The organism is Panacibacter ginsenosidivorans, assembly GCF_007971225.1.
Lineage (GTDB): Bacteria > Bacteroidota > Bacteroidia > Chitinophagales > Chitinophagaceae > Panacibacter > Panacibacter ginsenosidivorans.
Map to the genome: position 1 here is coordinate 2743710 of NZ_CP042435.1, position 18814 is coordinate 2762523.

Below are 18814 nucleotides of genomic sequence, written 5' to 3' on the forward strand. Positions count from 1 at the left end.
ACTGCACTTTGGCTCACCGATCAATAAAAAGCAACTTCATCAAAGATCATTTTACAGAATATACATGAATGTCCTTTCCTTCTATGCGGTAGTTGAACGCGTTTGCTGTTTTTAGTGCTGCAAAGGCCTGCTCAATCGTCTCCTGCTCAAAAGAACCTGTGAAATTCAATTGCTGCACCCGTTCGTCATCAAAAATTATTTTCACGTTGTACCATCTTTCCAGTTTATCTGCAAGGTCTGTAAAACTGTCTCCGCGAAATTGAAGACGGTTATAGATCCATGCTGTTTCTATTCTTTCACTTTCCTGTATAGAAGTATCTAGTTTCCTTATGCTGAAGTCTTTTGGGTCAACCTGGTTGGTTAGCGGTGTATTATTATCAGGCAAGTTATTTGGAATATTCGCTGCAAACTTGTCAACAATAAGTTTTTGATTGGGGTGCAATACAATTGGTTTTTGCAGGTTCACACCTTGTTTGGTTACCTGCACAAGGCCCCTGATCAAAGTTGTTTCTACGGTCTTATCTTTTGGATATGATTTTACGTTAAATGCTGTTCCCAATACTCTTATATCATATCCTGAAACATGCACGATGAAGGGGCGTTGCGGTTGTTTTACCACATCGAAATATGCTTCACCATCAAGAACAACCTCTCTTGTTTTACCCGAAAAATCTTCGGCAAAAGAAATATGAGAACCCGCGTTTAACCATACAGTTGAACCGTCGGGAAGAATGGTTCTTGTTCTGCTGCCGTTTGCTGCCACAAGGTTTTGTGTATTGTTTGCCTTACTTGTTAAACTTTTTTTTGTGTTGCTGTTATTTATAAACCAGCCCAGCACCACTAAAATTAAAACAGCTGCAACACCACTTAACACATACAGGTATCTTCTTCGTGATTTTATCTGGATCAAAGGAATTTCATCGCTGGGTTGAGTTTCTGTTTTTGCCAACTGAAGAATACGGGTAATATTTTTCTTTTCTTCCTCGTCTGTATTGGCAGCGCTTTGATTATCCCCGGCATGCCACATACGTTTCATAAGGTCGTATTGTTGCTGTAATGCAATATCCTTCATTAATGCCTGGCGCAATTGCTCTTCTTCAACAGAAGTTGCTTCACCGCTTAAAGAGCGGGCTATCAAAAACCATAAGCCGTTATTTGAGGTTTGATCTTGCATTCGTCAGAGGTAATAGACATGCAATCAAAAATCATCTACTAAGTGAAGACAAAAAAAATTACACTTTTTTTTCGGTGGCGGTGGAAGTAAAATTGCGTTTTGGTTTTTCAAGCTGAAGCGCCGTGCAAATTCGTTTTATGGCTATAGCCATTTGCACATCAATAGTGTTTACCGAGATATTAAGTATTTGAGAAACTTCTTTATATTTTAATCCATCTTCTCTTACCAGTTTAAAAACCATCTTGCAGCGTGGTGGCAGATCTTCGACTGCCTTTTGCATTCGATGCATCATTTCTTCCGTGATCATTAATACTTCCGGATCCCCTATCGCTTCTTCAATTTCTATGTCCAGGTAGTCGAATGATTCAGATACAAGTTGCTGCGCTTTGCGGGATAAAGCGTTTAATGATTGATTCTTTATAGCTATATATAAATAAACGGTGATGTTTTCTATCTCTGCAACTTTTCCTCTCCTGTTCCATAACTTAACAAAAACATCATCCACCACTTCTTCTGCAATTTCATCGCTTCTTGTTATTGCTCTTGAAAAATGCTGCAGCTTTTTGTGAAAGAGTTTATACAATTCTCCAAGCATCAATTCATTGCCATTAGCAATGCCCTGTTGTATGTTAAGCAGATCATTTATCATTGTAGCAAGCAGTAGTAAAGCCTGAACAAATTTGAATAAATCGTTTCAAATAATCCGAAAAAAATTATTCGTAACGCAATTTAAGCACTAACATACGTTAGCGCAAACTTTAATTCTTTATTTTGTAACTGCCTGATGGTAAGATTTAAGTAAGTATAGGTAATACCTGCAATCTTTTAATTTTATTCCGGATCATTCTTCCGTGTGCGACGCAACAGGCGATGCTCATGAATGAAGGCCCATACAAAAACATTCTTTTCTTATTTATTTTTATAAGTACCTTGACTGTTCTTTAAAAATGCTTTATGAAAAGGATAAACTTATTATTCGCCGTTTTGCTTTGCACTTTTTTATCAACGGTTTGTTTTGCCCAAACACCTTCTGTCATTGAAGGACGCTGGGATATAACGATTGATATGAATGGCAAACCTGCTCCCGGCTGGCTTGAAGTAAGACACTCAGGATTGCACACGTTGGTAGGCGATGTTGTAGTTAATGTGGGAAGTGCAAGGCCGGTTTCAAAAGTAAATTTTGAAAATAATAAGATCAGTTTCTCTGTTCCACCCCAATGGGAGCAAGGCGCGAATGATCTTTCGCTGGAAGGCACTTTGCAAGACAATCAATTGACAGGAACCATAACTTTTCCCGATAGCAAAACATATAAATATACCGCTGTGCGTGCACCGTTATTACACAGAGATGGAGAGCCTGTTTGGGGAAACGCGGTAAAGCTTTTTACCGGTACAGACTTAACAGGCTGGCATGCATTGGGCGATAATCAATGGCTTGCAGAAAATGGCGTATTACGTAGTCCGAAATCAGGCGCTAACCTTGTTACTGATGCAACTTTCAAAGACTTTAAACTGCATATAGAATTTCGCTATCCGAAAGGTAGTAACAGTGGTGTGTATTTACGTGGACGTTATGAAGTGCAGGTTATAGATAGTAAAGGCATGCAACCTGAGGCCGGTTTGTTTGGTGCCGTATATGGCTTTATTACACCAAGTGAAATGATGGCAAAAGATCCCGGTGAATGGCAGACCTATGATATCACATTAGTTGGCAGGATGATAACCCTGGTTGCCAACGGCAAGACTGTTATTTGCAATCGCGAAATTCCGGGTATTACCGGCGGCGCAATTGATAGTAAAGAAGCAGAAGCCGGGCCATTGTTGATACAGGGAGATCATGGCCCGATAGAATACAGGAATATTATTATTACGCCTGCAAAATAGTTTGATTAGCCAGGCAATAAAATAAGTATAACGCTTCTGTTGCGTCGCACGCTTGTGCTCTTCTACCGAAGAATATGTTTCCGCTGCAAAGCTTGTCTGCATAATTTCTCTGTTCTTCGTCTCAGCAGAGTCACCTGAAAGGGACTCAGCGTAGAGTTGGATTTGCGTCTCCACAAAGTTCCCTTCGGGTAACTATGTGGAGACAAAATATACACTCCTAAATTTCGTGTGCAGGTTGATCGCATGAAATTTATTTTGAACCGGACGAAGAAAGAAGATGCGAAGCAATAAGAACGACATGGCAAAATGAGTAAGCTTTAATGAAGTTGACAGAGTATTGCTGCAATTGACAAGAAAAGATAGGTCAATACTTTCAACATAATGTTCTGGGCGTTTTTACAATAAGGATTTAATATTATTTAACTTAATAATGCCATTTCTTTAAAATCGTAGATTTAAACCTAATATCCTTATTGAATTGAATTATTCTTTGAAGATAATATAGGTCAATTTTTTCTCCGACGGATCGCAAAAGTTCAACTTCTTTTCGCTGAAACGTCTCCTTCATGGTTTTGTGCAAAGGCAGGGACGTTTCAGATTAGTATACAGTACAAGAAGGTATTCCATCCAAAATATAATAATCCTGCAAATCCTAATAATTGTCTGCATCAGGATTTTCAGGATTTTAAAATTAACAGGATTGATAGCGCATAAAAATTCTGAAAACCCTTTAATCATTTAAATTCTGATTCAGACAATGGTGAATAGAAATACAAAAGCACAAGAGTGCGACGCAAGTAAAGTTTAATAGCAGCAATACAGTTTGGTACAAAAATTTCTATAAAAATAATTCCATAATTACAGTTTATGCGTTAGAAGTGTATTGCAATAACCTGCTGAGGGAACTGGCAAAGGAAAAAGGGATTTCGGGTAGGGCAATAATAAATTGTTACATTCAATAGTGGGGAATTTCCTGACAGCTAAGAACGAAAATGAATGAAATAGAAATATATAAATCGCCTGATAACAAAATTGAACTGCAGGTTAATCTTGAAAATGAAACGGTTTGGCTGTCCCAAAAACAAATGGCTGAATTGTTTGATAAAGATTCCAACACTATTGGCCTTCATCTCAAAAACATATATTCGGAGCAGGAGTTAATTGAAAAGTCAACTACCGAGTTTTTCTCGGTAGTTCAAACAGAGGGTAAAAGAAAGGTAACCAGGAATATAAAATACTTTAATCTTGATGCGATCATTTCCGTAGGCTACAGGGTAAATTCCAAACGTGGTACCCAATTCCGCCAGTGGGCCACTCAGCGCTTAAAAGATTATCCGGCAAACTTTAAAACAGCCGCTTGAATATGAATGAAATATTAATTTATAAAAGCCCTGAACATCAAACGGAAGTACAAGTTCAGTTTGATGGAGAAACTGTTTGGCTCAGTCAGATGCAAATGGCCTCTTTATTTAAACAAACAAAACAAAATATTAGTCTTCACATCAATAATTGCTATAAAGAAGGTGAGTTGCAAAAAAATTAACTGTCAAGGATTCCTTGACAGTTCAAAAGGAAGGAAAAAGAACCGTAAACCGAAAACTTGAACTATACAACCTGGACGTTATCATCTCTGTAGGTTACCGTGTAAAATCAAAGCAGGGCACTCAATTTCGCCAGTGGGCCACTCAGCGATTAAACGATTATTTAGTAAAAGGCTATGCTATCAACGAAAAGCGACTGGCGGAAGCGGAAAACCGTTTTAGCGAATTAAAGCAAGCCATTCAGTTGTTTGATAAAGTTGCACATGCAAAAGAAATTTCAGGCAGCGAAGCACAGGGCTTGTTAAAAGTATTAAATGATTTCACAACGGCACTGGATATCCTGGATAAATATGATCACCAGGCATTAAAGATCCAAAAATCAAAAAGTAAAGAAGTATTCCGCATTTCTTACAAAGAGGCAATAAAAGCTATTGAAGGTCTGAAAAATAAATTCGGCGGTTCTGCATTGTTTGGCAATGAAAAAGACAAATCCTTCAAAGGTTCGCTGAACGGCATTTATCAAACTTTTGATGGTAAAGATTTGTATCCTTCGGTAGAAGAAAAAGGGGCTCATCTTTTATATTTCGTAGTAAAAAATCATTCTTTTACAGATGGCAATAAACGCATTGCTGCATTTTTGTTTGTTTTTTGTTACGCTGCATACTTTGCATTTCATTCTTACGCCTTGATATGATCTCAGTACTACTGTGGTTTCAGAAGGGCTATATCTTAAAGAAAAGATGATCTTATGCAGATAAAACTACAGGTGAATAATAAAATATTCAGCTCAATACCTGCACAATAATTGCATCATCTGGCTTACATACTCTTTAAGAATATTGATCGCTGCTTTTTCTGGTGCATAGTATTTAATACGTAAACTTTCTGCAGAGATACAATTGCTCTTTTTTGTTTGCAGGATCGCTGCGGCTTTACTGGTAAGTTGCGTAATATTATTGCGTTCTGCAATAACACCGCTCTCAACCAGCAATCGCATAAACAATGCAAGTTGAGGTACAGAAAGATTGGTTTGCAAAATGCTGTCGGTATCTTTTGATAAAAGCTTTGCCGGATGAGCGTATGACGGAATAGAGAATGATGGGAGATTAGTAAAATACGCACACAGAAATACATTTAGTTTATTGGTTTCTTCAATGGCGTAATCATACAATTCAGCCTGGTTGTTGAAAGCTTGATGATCAGCTGAGACCGCCAATTCTTTATAAGTCGAAAGGGTATGCACAATATGATACAATGATATTTTTAAAGCATGCAGCATATAGGCTGCCTGTTGCTCATTTTGTGCAGTGGCTAAGTAATCACAAAGCGCAAAAGGAATTTGTTCAAATAATTTTAATAGTGCAATTTTTAAAGAGGAAATACCCTCAGTTGTATCTGGTATACAACTTTTGTCATTCGACATAAGCGTGCTGCCCAAAGCAAGGGTCAACCCCTCAAGAGGGTATTGCATAGTTATTGGATTTGGTTGAAAAAATTATCTGGCTAATCTATTCTGTACAAATAATTCTTTATGGCATAAATAACAACACCTGCTATTGTGTTCACATTCATTTTCTCTAATATCTTTTGCCTGTACCCTTCTACTGTTCGCGTACCTAAATGCACCAGCTTCCCTATCTCTTCACTCTTCTTTCCTTCACAGATATATCTTATGATCTCAATTTCCTTTTCCGAAAAAATGGGTTTATTAATTCTGTCGTAAGGATTAAAATTACTTTTTGCAATAAGCTTTGTCAGGGCCATTTCTGTAGACCTGCAATAGTAAGGATATCCCTCATGCACTTTTTTTATAGCTTCTGCAATTTCTCCTTTCGCAGCATTTTTAACAACATATCCTAATGCGCCTGCCTCGAGTGCATTCACGATCATCTGTGAGTTACTGAAAGTGGAAAGCACCAGGCATTTATAAGGAATCTCTTGTTTGGTAAGAATTGAAATAGCTTTTACGCCATCTACTTCCGGCATCATGATATCTACCAGAACAACATGTGGTTTCAATGCCTCAGCGCATGTTATGAGTTCCGCCCCGTTACTGGCTTCTCCAATTACTTTTATGGTGCCATCCTTTTCCAGCATGGCCCTCAAACCATCCCTGAATAATTCATGATCATCTCCTACCACAATGTTGATCGTTTTACTCATCCTTTGGTATTTCAATAGTATAATGCGTTCCCTGTTCCGGAGCAGTTTCCAGGAACATCTTTCCTTTTAATAATTGGGTTCGGGCTTGGATATTCAGAAGCCCTAACCCTTTTTGGCGACGCGAAATAGCTTGCTTGTCAAATCCTTTCCCATTATCGTACACTTCAATATATTGAGCATGTTTGCTCTCATACATCATCACTTTTATCTCTGTTGCCTTGGCATGCTTTACAGAATTACTCAGCGCTTCCTGTATGATTCGGAAAAAATGAATTGTCTTTTCCTTCTCCACATGTGTAAGTTCGTAAACATAATGCACGGTAAATTTTTTGCCCTGCTTTAAAAGGTTGATAAACTCATCAAGGCTGCTGCGAAGCCCTTTCGTTTCCAGCAGCATGGGCATAAGATCGTATGATAGTTGCCTTATCTTCAGCATCATCTCATCAATAATAGCCTCCGCTTCACTTATTAGTAAAAGATCATCGTTCTCCTTTAACTCCAGGCTTTGAAGTTTGTATTTAATAACAGAAACATAAGCCCCGAATTCATCATGTAATTCTGAAGCCATCCTCGAACGCTCCTGTTCAAGCATTAGTACATCTGCGCGTATTTGGGCATCTTGTAACTTGTTTATTCTTTTTTGATACTTAAACAATGTCATCACAAAGAAACCAACTACACCGGCAAATACACAGAACGCTAATAATATCGTAATATAAATGGTTGCTTCCTGGGAAAACATAAAATGCCCGTCATAAATAATATATTGCATACACCATTTACTACCGACAGGGTAAACCATAAGTAGTAGTAAAATATTTTATCGAGTCCAAGATCAAAAAGATTAAAAACTTCTGCAAAAGTTTTAAATCCAAAATAAAGTGACAACGCAATACAAATAATGCAAATGGGTTGTGCATCATGTCTGCCTCTTTCCAGAATTACTATTCTGTTTATTTGATCGATCGCTAACAAAGCCACTCCCAGCGAATAAGCAATTCTGAATATTGAATTATTGTTATCAGGATGATGCAAAAAAATATTATCTGAGATCCAGATCATAAAGCCTGCTGAAATAATCAGGTAAAAGAAATTTGTTTTCAGGCTCCCCCAACACTTGAATTGGTAGCATAGTAATATAAATTCCAACAGCACATAAATGTTTCCATTAAGTGCATTTGGCTTCCCCTGCAAAATCAGAAAAAGGCTGAGTAATTCATTGAAGCTGGCTAACCATAGCAACAGTAAAAAAGGAGCCGCTGCTGTTTTGAAAAGTTTGAAACGGTAAACCGCAGCAAATGCAGCAAAAAGTACACTTAGGTTTAATATCTCATGAATGCTGAAAGCAGTCATTAACTATGTATTTAAGGGTGATGAGGGTGGGCAATACTGTGGACACCTGAACCCGTCCTCTAAAATAAGCGTTTCTGTTGAATCTATCTCATTTGTGTCGCTTTCGGAGAGAATATCTTCGTTTTCACTGTTTGCCACTACCAGTATCGCATCCACTTCTCCCGAGGCTTTCATACCATAGTAAACACGCAGGTAAGCAGCATCAACATGAGACAATAAGGCTAGCACGGATGATTTTTCGAATGTCTCGCAAATAGGAAATGCTGCCGGGCGGTTGGCGCGATAAAGTGTGGTCATATCAATTGCCTGTTGCAAACTGATAGAATGTTGGATAGAATTTTCGCTCATATAAATTACGTTTTTAGTACACGCAAACTAATCAGAATCAGTTGCAAAGACCCGCGTACCGGTACGCAAAGAATACCGTACCGGTACGCTTTTTAACCAAAGTTGTTGCATAATACTGCCGCATATTTTATCATTGCGTCAGTTCCCTAAAATGAAATCTCATGAAACCCTTGTTAACCATCGAACATAATCACACCGCCCTTATATCCTTTCTGCCACCGCTGCGTTTTGCGCAGTGGTATATTCCACGCCACGAAAGTGAAATCATTGATAACAACGAAATACAAACAGCAACACAGTTTATAGAAGTAAGTAATACCGTCATTTTGTACGCAATGATGTATGCAGTAAATTCTGTAAAAGCATTTATTACGAAACCTGAACCGTCTGTCTTTTTTTATTTTGTTTTAAAAGGAGAGCATTCCATTACCATACAGAATGCAGGTCAGCTAAAACTCAGGGCCGGGCATTTTATCGTTGTCTCCCATCCTGCAATGCAGGCACAATTACAAATGCCGGCAGTAAAAGACCATGTAATATTTATCTTAATGCCTGCGGTAGAAGATGTCGTATCAAGGCTCGCCCTTTATCCGGAACTACATGGCGAAAGAATGCAGCTCAACAAACGGGCTCCTTTTATTTTCGGTAGACAGCCTTTTTTTATGCATGCTTCTTTTTTCAATGTCATAAAAAGAATAACACAAGCTCCTTTTACAGAAGATTTGAAACAGGTTTGCATTGAGCTCTGTGCTGCATTGATTCATCTTGCTTTTTCCCAGATACAAAAACAACAGGTAATAGCACACACCGGTCAGGTCTTCTCATTTGCACATGATATTAAAAATATCATTCATGCTGGTGCGTTGCAGCATCTTTCAATCAGCGAAATTGCGCGTAAGAGCGGGCACGGTTCAAACAAGATATCAGGAGTATTTAAAAAAGTATTCGGCGTATCCTTGGGGTCCTATATCAGGAATTGGAAATTACAGAGCGCATGGAATATGCTGGTCGAAACACAGGTGCCCGTTAAGAAAATTGCATATGCTTGTGGCTATAGTAACGCTGCCAATTTCTGTCAGGCTTTTAAAAACCGATTTCATATCACGCCTTCATCTCTCAGGAAAAAAAGCTCATAGCCTTTTTTCACAACAGTTAATTAAAAAATCATAACAAAGCTGGAATAGCTTGCGTACTCATATCAAAACACCATGAAAAAAATATTTCCTGATATAGTAGCCTTCCTGCTCATCTTTCTTTTCACTTATACCTCGATCAATAAACTATACTCATTGGATTCATTCACCGCGGTTTTAAAAGCAATGCCTGTAATAAAACCCGTTGCTTTTATATTAACCTGGCTTATTCCGTCCGTTGAATTAGTGGTCGTTGCACTTTTATTTTTTCCGGTTACCCGCTTATTAGGCTTGCAGTGCTCCACTGCTTTGCTGTTACTTTTCACACTTTATCTTTTCTATGCGCTTGCTGTATCAGATGATCTGCCCTGTTCCTGCGGCGGCATAATAAGTAGCATGACATGGAAACAACATCTTTTGTTTAACAGTACACTTATTCTGCTCACAGTCACCGCTGTTTTATTTGCCCGTAGATTGGAAAAAAAACAAAAAATATTATTGCAATAAACAGGTAAGACCTTCCCTGCAAAAGCAAGGTTATTAAACTTTAAAAAAATCAGTTATGAAAAAGATCGCTACCGGTTTCGCAGCAATCATTATGGCTGTCGCCGCATTTGCTTTTACCAAACCATCAAATGTAAAATTCGCTGACCCTTATTGGTTTACTACCGATGACAACGGTAACGTAAACAATTCAATGGGTGTGCCGCCGCAACAGTCATCAGATCCTTTTGGATGTAGTGGCACTGTAAAAGGGTGTAGCAAGGCATATACCAGCTATGTGCTGATAAGCCCCGGTGTGTATGGACCTTCAGGAACGCTTACTATTACACACAAAAAGCCGTAACCAAAACAGAGCAACAGCTTAGAAGGCTGTTGCTCATTCAAACCCCCATAATGCACATAACGAAAATAAAATCCATTTTTTTCGGCTTGCTGTTACGATGCCCTGCCATACGGGTTAAAGCTGTGTACCACCAAACTATACTCCTGCAGGAATACTTGTAATCGTTTGCCGCGAGAACTAAACTCTGTCCACCCTTTACGCCTGTAACCAATAAAAGCTGCCCTTTTAGGGCAGCCGTTTTTAGTACCGGGCTTTTCATCTGCATTTTTTGCAGTAAGGATAAATGGACGAAAACCAAACCTATAGTAACCTATTTAAATGATTCCAAGACAAGCATGGGCATATCATAGCGCTTCGGAACAAGTGCCAATCCATAATTCATTAATGCAGTTTCTACAGCATGAAGATCTTTTTCCTTCAAAGGAATAGTTATATCTATATTACCCGGATAACCTGTTTCATCAACAACCAGCGGGAAATAATAATTGAGGTTGAGTACATTTACAAGGGCCGAAACCGGCATATCTTTTACGATCATAGTAGAATCCTGCTGTATTCTCCCGGTTGCTGCTATCCCTTTTGTTTTTAGTCTATCTGTATCCGCTGTTCGAATAAGCGCAAGTCCGGTAACACTGCGTGTTTCTGTAAATGGTTTTATTGCAAAAAGTTTCGACAACTCGTCCAGCATTATTCCCGCTGCCTGCTGCGTTGTAAAAGTTACCGGCAGATCAAGCTCGTAACAATACAAATGATTACGCTGAAAAGCAGTAAGCTGTCCATAACCGGCATCATAAGCGTCACTGTAATACTGTGCTGTCGAAGAGTCTTGATACTCATACAGCACTCTCTTATTTAACCAGTCAAGGTTAAGATAAGACGCTGCTGTCGTATCAAACATCGCATAAGCATCTTTGAACAACTGGTCGATGGTTGTATTGAATGCCGCCAGCTTTGTTTGCTTATCATCTGAACGTACAAATAATGACAAGGCAGGTATGCTGTCGATGTAACCTGTGAGCACAGAACGGTAATGGAATGCTCCTGACGCCCCGCCATTGTTGTTTACAAGCAATGGCTTGTATGGATCAAAATCGCGTTGGTTCGATTTAACAGCCAGGTCAATATTGCCATGTTTCAACCAGGCTGACAGGTTTGTCTCATTTAATGCAATATGAGATGTAATGGCCTGCACCGTTCCATTCGTATTTATCCAGACAATATGAGGGTCTCCTTCATGACCAAACGTTTTTCTAAGCAATGTGTCTTCTGTAACACATGGCAGTAATACCGGTTTACCCTCTGCTTTTCTTCTTTCAAAAAACTCATTCGTCGAAGTATTGCTCTGAAATGTTACCAGTAAAATATTTACACTGTCTTTAAATCGCTGGCGCAATTTTTCCAGTCTTGAAAATTCTCCCACACAAACAGTGCAGTACTGGTGCCAGAAATCTATGATCAGCGGTTTATCAAGGAAGTTATACAATGTGGTTCTCTTGTTATTGTTGTTGAGTATTCTATTGAAATTGATATCGGCTACTTTTTCGCCGATATGAATTTCTTTGCCATCCCGTTTTACAGCAGTCGTTGCAAGAACCCATGTAAGCGAGTCCTGGCTAAAGCATGCTCCCGGGAATACTATTATGAACAGGAGAAGAATTATCTTTTGCATGTGTTTGTTTATTTAAACTTTAATAGTTTTCATTACCCCTAAAACAGGTTCTTTACCGTGGGTTTTGAAACATGCCGGGGTTATAACCGATCACATCATCCGGTATAGGATACACATAGCGTGGATCATTTGGCGGTAATGTATATGTGGTGCCTTGTACGGTTCGTTGTAATATGGTTGTAGTTAAAGGGTCTTCGTTCAGTCGCCTTAGGTCTGTCCATCTTGTGCCACGCATGATCAGTTCTTTGCGCCGTTCGGTAAGGGTAATGTCAAGCGCTTCTTCGGCGTTTGACGCTTCATACGGCACGTACGTGCCTGTGCGGAATCTTGTAACCAGCAAATTGTTCAATACATTTAATGCTTCCGTTGTTTTATTCATTCTCGCCAGACACTCTGCCTGTATCAGCATGATCTCATCGGTGGCAATGCCATTGAACAGGTCATACAAACCATAACTGCCCATAAAAGTGATAACACCCGATTCTTTTTGTGTAAAGAATAATTTCTTCCGCAGGTCATCTGCGGTGTAGCTGTTGTACAGTGCAGTATCTATACCTGCTACAAATGGTGTTACGGATAAATGCGGTATTGCTGCTTCAAAAAATATAGTTTCACTGTTCAGTGGCTGGAAAGGAAACGTAACCGTTGTGTCAACCTCATTGTAATCCATCAGCTCATCCTGCAACTGCAAACAATTTGTTGCGTTCTCGTTTGCCTTTGCATAATCATACACATTCAAATAAACTTTTGAAAGCAACGCATACACCGCTGCTTTTGAAGGGCGTGTTGCATAAAGCGGCAACGATGGCAATAGCGGTAACGCCTCATTAAGATCTTCTATAATGCGATCATAGGTTTGCTGCACCGTTGATCTGCTGATCGTTTCATTAATATCTGCTTTTAAACGTAAGGGAATTCCTTTATCTGTCGCGGCTGTGCTGCTGTCATACACCGCCGCAAATACCTGTGCCAGTTGGTAAAACATGTAAGCGCGGTAAAACAATGCACTGCCTTTTACATTATCCCATGCCTGTGCATTTGCGTTTGTTCTTTCTATCTTCTCTATCCCCTCGAGTGCATTGTTTGCATAGAACACTGCCGCATAAGGCAGGTTCCAGTCCGGTACTGTTTCGCCGTTATAAATTGTTTTCTGCCATGTATAGGCATTGCGTTCCATCGGCGGAATGAATCCATTAAGATCCTGCTCTTCAAGAAAATAATCCGTTGTTCCCATTTCACCAAGTGCAGGCACCACCCCGAATCCGCCTGCGCCATTCATTACGCGGTCATTGTCCAGCAATGCCTGCATGTCTGTCAGTGTTTGTGGAACTACAAGAGATTGATCGGGCCTCTTATCTAGGAAAGAAGATTTTTTGCATGCAGCAAAAAATAGTGCTGCAAGCAAAAGGTGTAATATTGTCTTCATTACTTATTGTTTTATTGTTTTTGCAATATCAGTTCAGCTCATAGGGCTGTAGTGTACGTCGTAGGGAAAGATGTATCTGCAATCCTTCTCGCGGGTTATATATAAACACCCATCGGTAAAATTTTCTCGGTTTCATTTTCTTCTTTTGAAGTTTTTAAAACGTAATATTTAATCCCAGTGCAAAGCTTTTGCCTGCTGCGGGTGTATTGTTATAATAGGGGTCGATGTGTTGTTTGTTTGCCGTCCACAACAACGTAAGATTAGAAGCATATGCATACAGCCTGATATGTGCAAATGGCAATGCCCTATGCCTGCTCTTATCCATATCATAGCTAATGCTGATGTCTTCCAGCCTTATATTGTCTGCTTTCTCAACAAGCACGGATGAATACTGGTAGAATGCATCTCTTGCAGTATTTGCAGGGTAAACCATGGAAGGCACATTGGTGTGCGCTTCATCGCCGGGCTGCTGCCAGCGTAGCGCATAATCACTATGCCCGTTCCATGATGAATACAATGATGAATAATTAACCGATGGCACCCGGAAATAATAACCCAGCTTATAACTGATGTTGAAAGAAAATGAAATGCTTTTGTAAGTAAAACTGTTCCGCACCGCCCCAAATATCATGGGTTGCGCAGAACCATTGTAAGTAATACTGTCAATAGATTGTTGTGCTATTGTGTTATAATCTGATGATGATTTACCCTGGTAATACCCAAGCGGGTCGCCTGTTTGCGGGTCAAGACCAAACCATGGATAACTGTACACGCTGTAAACCGGTCTGCCTTTAACGGGGTTAATGTAAAAAGAATTGATCTGCAGGTAAGGACTTGCCGCAGTACCCGAAGGCATTAAATAATCTGTGATCTTTGAAGCAGCATAACTAAACACCCAGCTTGTTTGCCAGCTAAAGCTCCCCGTAATATTGTTGGTAATGATCTGCACATCTGCACCGCTGCCTTTCATAGAGGCTACATTGCCATAGAAAAAACTTTCACCTTCCGCATTGGTAATGCCGAGCGTAGGATCTACCGGTGCCTGCCCCAAAAGGTCCGTTGCTTTTTTATGATAGTATTCTATCGTTCCTGTAACAACATTGTTTGCTGTTGCAAAATCTAAACCTGCATTCAGCATCGATACTTTTTCCCAGCGCAGTTCTGCATTGGGCGGGCTTATAATATCTGCCTTTTGCAGCGGTGTAAGTACTGCTCCAAAAAAACTAACCGTCGTATATGCAGATGCCAGCCTTGATATGTTGCCGCTGCTGCCATAAGTAAGCCGCAGTTTTAATAACGGTAACCATTTGTTTTCAAACCAGCGCTCTTTATTTAACTGCCATGCAACCCCGGCCGACCATAAGGGTGTACCGCGCTGGTTGGCATCTACACCAAAAAGATTTGCTGCATCATGTCTTATACTGCCCGATAAAATGTAACGCTCCCGGTAAGTATAAGCCGCATTGGCAAAGGAAGAGATAAACCTGTCTGTGGTACTGCCCAAACCTTGCGATGATGGTATTTGCGCCTGTGCGTAAATATTGTAGTACTGCGTGTATTTGGTTACATAATCTATTTTGGAAATTGTTGATGCCGTGTTTGTGTTATAACCATAAAAGCGGTTGTAGGTATGCTGCCGTTGCAGGTCTTTTATTTCCCAGCCGGCCAGTATGTTTAGCCGGTGCTGTTGTTTAAAAACGGTATTGTAAGTAATTGTTGCCCTGCCTTGGTGACTTTGCAGCGTACCATTATTTACGTTCATAATCGCACATTGTGGCAGCGGGTAAGACAATGCACCTGTAGCTGTGTTTACCTGCGTAAAGCTGTTAATCAGGTTGCGTGCAAAATAACTGTCGCCACTGTGAAAATCTGTTGTTACAACAGCAGCACGCTCGTACTGGTATTTCAGTTCAAGCTGCAAACCTTTAAGAATACTGTAGCGCAAAGCGGTATTAAGCAGGTAATCTGTGTTCACAAGCTTTAATTCATTTTCGCTGATGTCTTCCAGCGGGCTGTATTGCCAGTTCAGTAACCCATTGTTATAAGCATCGTTTGTAAACCGTTGCCTGTAATCTTTTACAATAACCAACGGGTTGCCGGAAGCGTCTGCAATAGCTGCGTAAGGGTAAAGGCTTTTACCTGCGCCGTTGTTTAAAAAATAGCCGGGATTATTGCCCTCGCTGTTGATGGCGTGTATAAAGTTCAGTCCTGCATCAACCTGCAGTTTGTTGGAGAGCCGGATCGTTTGCTGCGAACGCAATGTTATGCGGTTATCGTTTGCACCTGCCAGGCTATTGATATGCTTATCCCATCCTGCAGAGCAGTAGTAAGAAACAGCAGGCGTGCTGCCGCTGATGTTAAGCGCATATTGCTGCGCTACTGCATCGCGGTAGAGATACTTGCCTATATCGTTTCTTGCATCAAATGTTTTGTATGCTGCTATCTGCGCATCCGCCTCTGCTGCGGGTATGGTACCATCCCTTTTTGCAATAAGTAATTCCACAACAGGTGTAAGCGGCGGGTGCCCGAAATTCCAGCTGTCATACAATTCATCATTTGCATAATAACCGTTTTCAAACAATGTTTTTTCCAGTTCTATATAATCTGGCGAAGAGATAGAATGCACACTAAAAAGATCTGGTCTTGGTGTAATAGTAATGTTTGTATTGAACTGTATTTGCGGTGTTGGGCTGTTGCCTTTTTTCGTGGTTATGACAATAACACCATTGCCTGCCCTTGCACCCCAGATGCTTGCGGCCGCAGCATCTTTAAGAATGCTGATGCTTTCAATATCATTGGGGTTAATGTTGTTAATGTCTCCGTCGTAAGGAAAATTATCCAGCACGATCAGCGGTGCTGCGTTTGCATAAATGGTACTGCGCCCACGTATAAGCAGCGCATCTGTATTCGCCGCGTCGCCATGATTAAAGAGAATACCCGGCGTAAGGTTCTCGATGCGTTGCAACACGGTTGATGATGGCGAACGGTTAAGCAATACATTGTTGATAAGATCGAATGAACCGGTTGCTCTTTCCTTAGGTATTTTCTGGTACCCTGTGGAGACCAGCACGCTGTCCAAAGAGCGGCTGGTTTCCTCCAGCAGGATGTTGATGGGGGCACCTGTTGTCAGCGGCATGCGTATTACCGCATAGCCAAGCATGTTTACTTGTAATGTGTCGGGCAGGTTTATGGCACCAAGGGTAAACCAGCCTTGTTCATTTGTAACGGTGGCTACCTGTGCATATGTTAGTGAAACGGTTGCCCCTGTTATGGGTGCACCGTTCTCGGCATTGCGCACATGGCCTGTAATCGTCGTTTTATTTGTTTGCGCACGGCTTAGTATAGGCAATAGAATTACCCATAAGCAATATCTCAATTTCATTGCAGTCAGTTATTGTTTTTAAAATGGTAAAACAAAAGGAGGGAAATATGTATGTATCGGGCAGTGGCAAATATGGCATCTTCGTTGCGTCGCACTCTTGTACGCCATAGCTGTAAGCGACGGCATACTTGATCGTAAGTGTCATTGCGAAGCTTTATCAATCCATTCTCGATTCGTCATTGTGAAATTGTAAGCATCTTTTCTCTTTGCCTCCTTGCCTATTGCCTCTTTGCCTCCAATCATGGCAATCTCATCAATCCATTCGCGACTCACCACTCACAACTCACTACTCACACTTATCACTTTACAACTTACCACTTGCAACTTACCACTCACTACTCACATTCGTCATTGCGAAGCTTTTCTCAAAGCCTTGTGCGCTTGCAAAGCTGTGGCAATCACTTTCTTCACTTATTACTTACAACTTACCACTTACTACTCACATTCGTCATTGCGAAGCTTTTCTCAAAGCCCTGTGCGTTTGCAAAGCTGTGGCAATCTCTTTCTTCACTTATTACTTACAACTTACCACTTACTACTCACATTCGTCATGGCGAAGCTTTTCTCAAAAGCCTTGTGCGCTTGCAAAGCTGTGGCAATCTCTTTCTTCACTTATCACTTACAACTTAGCACTTACTACTCACATTCGTCATTGCGAAGCTTTTCTCAAAGCCTTGTGCGCTTGCAAAGCTGTGGCAATCTCTTTCTTCACTTATTACTTACAACTTACCACTCACTACTCACATTCGTCATTGCGAAACTTTTCTCAAAGCCTTGTGCGCTTGCAAAGCTGTGGCAATCTCTTTCTTCACTTATCACTTACAACTTACCACTTACCACCTGCGACTCCTTGCCTCCTTGCCTCTTGCCTCATTGCCTCCTCCTACACCGGGTTCTTCGGTTTCTTTGCAAACTGGGAGCGCAACATTGAAAGCGCCTTGCCACTGAGTTGGTTGAAAAAATAAACTGTACGATGGTATAACTTGGAAAATTTATTACGGCTTCTCTTACCCCTGCATTGGGTAGCTTCATGCAGCACGATCTTATGCAGCAACGCATGTAATTCCTGGCGGGAATAGCCTTGTTGTTCTAATTGGGCAAACAAAATATTTTCTGAACATCCAGTTTGCTCATGCAACAGTGCTTGAAGTTGTTTTTCTTGTTGGTTGGGCATAGACTTACTGTTTAGGTTGGTGAATAAAACTGTAAGCCGGGCTGCAGCCTTAAAAAAAGGGAGCGCAGGTCTCAACTTACCGCTTTAGAGGCCCTAGGAAGCCTGAGAACGAATAAGTGAGCCCACGCCCTTTGACGTGAGCTATTCAACTTATCGTCTTGTTCTCTGAAATTTCCTAGGTTTCTAAAGCAAGACTCCAAGCGAATGGCTTCAAATAATTTCATTGAAGTTTCGCAAAAATATTTATTGAAACAAATATATGGTATTTACATCAAATGCGGACAATCGTCCGCAATAATTTTTATTCAAAAGTTTTTATTTGTTAAATGCAGGATATCAAGGATGCCATATGTGAGTATATAAAACAGCGATGGATTGATCCTTGGGAAGGTTCTACCCGAAGTTTTGCGACTGCACACGATGTTGATGAAAAGATTATACGAAAAATAGCAAATTATAAAGAAAGCTCTTACTCAATAAGTGTTTCATCACTTGAAAAAATGTGCACTGCTCGTGAAATAACACTAGAGCTTTTCTTTAAAGCAATCCAACGTTGAAAAATGCAAGTGCCAAGAGAAAATCGTTTATTTTTAAAGACTAATTTTTCTAAACGTTGCGCTTGTTCAATTCCTAACTTCTTTCTATCTTAATGTCGTAAATTCCCTACGCCACATGAAAGTTTTATTCTTTTCCCTTGCCTTTATGTTCTCGGTCGCAATA

General features: G+C 40.3%; 19 protein-coding genes and 1 pseudogene. 9 read left to right on the forward strand and 11 right to left on the reverse strand.

Annotated elements, in window-relative coordinates; translation table 11 throughout:
- Positions 1–46: 46 nt before the first annotated feature.
- Together FRZ67_RS11585 and FRZ67_RS11590 are read right to left on the reverse strand one after the other, a co-directional pair.
- Positions 47–1174, reverse strand: coding sequence for a FecR family protein (locus FRZ67_RS11585; protein WP_147189716.1), 1128 nt, complete (start codon positions 1172–1174; stop codon positions 47–49).
- Between the two features lie 58 nt (positions 1175–1232).
- Positions 1233–1823: an RNA polymerase sigma factor gene (locus tag FRZ67_RS11590; protein WP_147189717.1), complete on the reverse strand. Its 591-nt coding sequence runs from the start codon at positions 1821–1823 to the stop codon at positions 1233–1235.
- 305 nt (positions 1824–2128) lie between these two features.
- On the opposite strand from FRZ67_RS11590, the gene FRZ67_RS11595 reads away from it, so the two are divergent.
- The 5 genes and pseudogenes from FRZ67_RS11595 (at position 2129) to FRZ67_RS23925 (ending at position 5293) form a co-directional block, all read left to right on the forward strand.
- Positions 2129–3058, forward strand: a complete 930-nt coding sequence (locus FRZ67_RS11595; RefSeq protein WP_147189718.1) for a 3-keto-disaccharide hydrolase — start codon at positions 2129–2131, stop codon at positions 3056–3058.
- A gap of 992 nt (positions 3059–4050) precedes the next feature.
- Positions 4051–4419 (forward strand): virulence RhuM family protein, encoded by a 369-nt coding sequence (locus tag FRZ67_RS11600; protein ID WP_147189719.1) that lies wholly within the window; start codon positions 4051–4053, stop codon positions 4417–4419.
- 2 nt (positions 4420–4421) lie between these two features.
- Positions 4422–4601, forward strand: coding sequence for a virulence RhuM family protein (locus FRZ67_RS11605; RefSeq protein ID WP_147189720.1), 180 nt, complete (start codon positions 4422–4424; stop codon positions 4599–4601).
- An 11-nt stretch (positions 4602–4612) separates the two neighbouring features.
- A pseudogene (gene rhuM / locus FRZ67_RS23920) lies at positions 4613–4939 on the forward strand (RhuM family protein); the annotation flags it as partial.
- A gap of 126 nt (positions 4940–5065) precedes the next feature.
- Positions 5066–5293 (forward strand): type II toxin-antitoxin system death-on-curing family toxin, encoded by a 228-nt coding sequence (locus FRZ67_RS23925; RefSeq protein ID WP_374728505.1) that lies wholly within the window; start codon positions 5066–5068, stop codon positions 5291–5293.
- A 93-nt stretch (positions 5294–5386) separates the two neighbouring features.
- Here FRZ67_RS23925 and FRZ67_RS11615 read toward each other — a convergent pair whose 3' ends face one another.
- The 5 genes from FRZ67_RS11615 to FRZ67_RS11630 are packed head-to-tail and all read right to left on the reverse strand — an operon-like array spanning position 5387 to position 8463.
- The gene (locus FRZ67_RS11615; protein WP_147189722.1) at positions 5387–6070 is read right to left on the reverse strand and encodes a hypothetical protein; all 684 of its coding nucleotides are present in this window, start codon (positions 6068–6070) and stop codon (positions 5387–5389) included.
- Between the two features lie 32 nt (positions 6071–6102).
- Positions 6103–6762, reverse strand: coding sequence for a response regulator transcription factor (locus tag FRZ67_RS11620; RefSeq protein WP_147189723.1), 660 nt, complete (start codon positions 6760–6762; stop codon positions 6103–6105).
- Positions 6755–7534 carry a sensor histidine kinase gene (locus tag FRZ67_RS11625; protein WP_158638361.1) on the reverse strand — a complete coding sequence of 260 codons (780 nt, stop codon included), beginning with the start codon at positions 7532–7534 and terminating at the stop codon, positions 6755–6757. Before FRZ67_RS11625 ends, FRZ67_RS11620 begins: the two co-directional genes overlap by 8 nt.
- Complete coding sequence (locus FRZ67_RS23415) at positions 7462–8115, reverse strand: hypothetical protein (protein WP_158638362.1); 654 nt, start codon at positions 8113–8115, stop codon at positions 7462–7464. The genes FRZ67_RS11625 and FRZ67_RS23415 overlap by 73 nt, the downstream gene beginning before the upstream one ends.
- 3 nt (positions 8116–8118) lie before the next feature.
- Positions 8119–8463, reverse strand: a complete 345-nt coding sequence (locus FRZ67_RS11630) for a hypothetical protein (RefSeq protein WP_147189725.1) — start codon at positions 8461–8463, stop codon at positions 8119–8121.
- 161 nt (positions 8464–8624) lie between these two features.
- Here FRZ67_RS11630 and FRZ67_RS11635 point away from each other — a divergent pair, with 161 nt between their 5' ends.
- From FRZ67_RS11635 to FRZ67_RS11645, 3 genes are all read left to right on the forward strand, one after another.
- The gene (locus tag FRZ67_RS11635; RefSeq protein WP_147189726.1) at positions 8625–9599 is read left to right on the forward strand and encodes a helix-turn-helix domain-containing protein; all 975 of its coding nucleotides are present in this window, start codon (positions 8625–8627) and stop codon (positions 9597–9599) included.
- Between the two features lie 72 nt (positions 9600–9671).
- The gene (locus FRZ67_RS11640; protein ID WP_147189727.1) at positions 9672–10103 is read left to right on the forward strand and encodes a MauE/DoxX family redox-associated membrane protein; all 432 of its coding nucleotides are present in this window, start codon (positions 9672–9674) and stop codon (positions 10101–10103) included.
- A 55-nt stretch (positions 10104–10158) separates the two neighbouring features.
- Complete coding sequence (locus FRZ67_RS11645) at positions 10159–10443, forward strand: hypothetical protein (RefSeq protein ID WP_147189728.1); 285 nt, start codon at positions 10159–10161, stop codon at positions 10441–10443.
- Positions 10444–10753: 310 nt separating this feature from the next.
- Here FRZ67_RS11645 and FRZ67_RS11650 read toward each other — a convergent pair whose 3' ends face one another.
- The 4 genes from FRZ67_RS11650 to FRZ67_RS11665 form a co-directional block, all read right to left on the reverse strand.
- Positions 10754–12112, reverse strand: coding sequence for a redoxin domain-containing protein (locus tag FRZ67_RS11650; RefSeq protein WP_147189729.1), 1359 nt, complete (start codon positions 12110–12112; stop codon positions 10754–10756).
- A 52-nt stretch (positions 12113–12164) separates the two neighbouring features.
- Positions 12165–13538 (reverse strand): RagB/SusD family nutrient uptake outer membrane protein, encoded by a 1374-nt coding sequence (locus tag FRZ67_RS11655; protein WP_147189730.1) that lies wholly within the window; start codon positions 13536–13538, stop codon positions 12165–12167.
- A 154-nt stretch (positions 13539–13692) separates the two neighbouring features.
- Positions 13693–16920, reverse strand: a complete 3228-nt coding sequence (locus FRZ67_RS11660; RefSeq protein WP_147189731.1) for a SusC/RagA family TonB-linked outer membrane protein — start codon at positions 16918–16920, stop codon at positions 13693–13695.
- A gap of 883 nt (positions 16921–17803) precedes the next feature.
- The gene (locus FRZ67_RS11665; protein WP_147189732.1) at positions 17804–18094 is read right to left on the reverse strand and encodes a hypothetical protein; all 291 of its coding nucleotides are present in this window, start codon (positions 18092–18094) and stop codon (positions 17804–17806) included.
- 326 nt (positions 18095–18420) lie between these two features.
- Here FRZ67_RS11665 and FRZ67_RS11670 point away from each other — a divergent pair, with 326 nt between their 5' ends.
- Entirely contained in the window at positions 18421–18651 is a 231-nt protein-coding gene (locus tag FRZ67_RS11670; RefSeq protein WP_147189733.1) for a transcriptional regulator, read from the forward strand.
- Positions 18652–18814: the final 163 nt, after the last annotated feature.

Bases quoted from the DNA above. Each gene is read 5' to 3' on its own strand.
- FRZ67_RS11590 (WP_147189717.1), bottom strand. From the start codon at position 1,823: ATGATAAATGATCTGCTTAACATACAACAGGGCATTGCTAATGGCAAT.
- FRZ67_RS11595 (WP_147189718.1), top strand. From the start codon at position 2,129: ATGAAAAGGATAAACTTATTATTCGCCGTTTTGCTTTGCACTTTTTTA.
- FRZ67_RS11650 (WP_147189729.1), bottom strand. From the start codon at position 12,112: ATGCAAAAGATAATTCTTCTCCTGTTCATAATAGTATTCCCGGGAGCA.
- FRZ67_RS11670 (WP_147189733.1), top strand. From the start codon at position 18,421: ATGCAGGATATCAAGGATGCCATATGTGAGTATATAAAACAGCGATGG.
- FRZ67_RS11640 (WP_147189727.1), top strand. From the start codon at position 9,672: ATGAAAAAAATATTTCCTGATATAGTAGCCTTCCTGCTCATCTTTCTT.
- FRZ67_RS11660 (WP_147189731.1), bottom strand. From the start codon at position 16,920: ATGAAATTGAGATATTGCTTATGGGTAATTCTATTGCCTATACTAAGC.
- FRZ67_RS11645 (WP_147189728.1), top strand. From the start codon at position 10,159: ATGAAAAAGATCGCTACCGGTTTCGCAGCAATCATTATGGCTGTCGCC.
- FRZ67_RS11665 (WP_147189732.1), bottom strand. From the start codon at position 18,094: ATGCCCAACCAACAAGAAAAACAACTTCAAGCACTGTTGCATGAGCAA.
- FRZ67_RS11600 (WP_147189719.1), top strand. From the start codon at position 4,051: ATGAATGAAATAGAAATATATAAATCGCCTGATAACAAAATTGAACTG.
- FRZ67_RS11605 (WP_147189720.1), top strand. From the start codon at position 4,422: ATGAATGAAATATTAATTTATAAAAGCCCTGAACATCAAACGGAAGTA.
- FRZ67_RS23415 (WP_158638362.1), bottom strand. From the start codon at position 8,115: ATGACTGCTTTCAGCATTCATGAGATATTAAACCTAAGTGTACTTTTT.
- FRZ67_RS11620 (WP_147189723.1), bottom strand. From the start codon at position 6,762: ATGAGTAAAACGATCAACATTGTGGTAGGAGATGATCATGAATTATTC.
- FRZ67_RS11635 (WP_147189726.1), top strand. From the start codon at position 8,625: ATGAAACCCTTGTTAACCATCGAACATAATCACACCGCCCTTATATCC.
- FRZ67_RS11615 (WP_147189722.1), bottom strand. From the start codon at position 6,070: ATGCAATACCCTCTTGAGGGGTTGACCCTTGCTTTGGGCAGCACGCTT.
- FRZ67_RS11625 (WP_158638361.1), bottom strand. From the start codon at position 7,534: ATGCAATATATTATTTATGACGGGCATTTTATGTTTTCCCAGGAAGCA.
- FRZ67_RS11630 (WP_147189725.1), bottom strand. From the start codon at position 8,463: ATGAGCGAAAATTCTATCCAACATTCTATCAGTTTGCAACAGGCAATT.
- FRZ67_RS11655 (WP_147189730.1), bottom strand. From the start codon at position 13,538: ATGAAGACAATATTACACCTTTTGCTTGCAGCACTATTTTTTGCTGCA.
- FRZ67_RS11585 (WP_147189716.1), bottom strand. From the start codon at position 1,174: ATGCAAGATCAAACCTCAAATAACGGCTTATGGTTTTTGATAGCCCGC.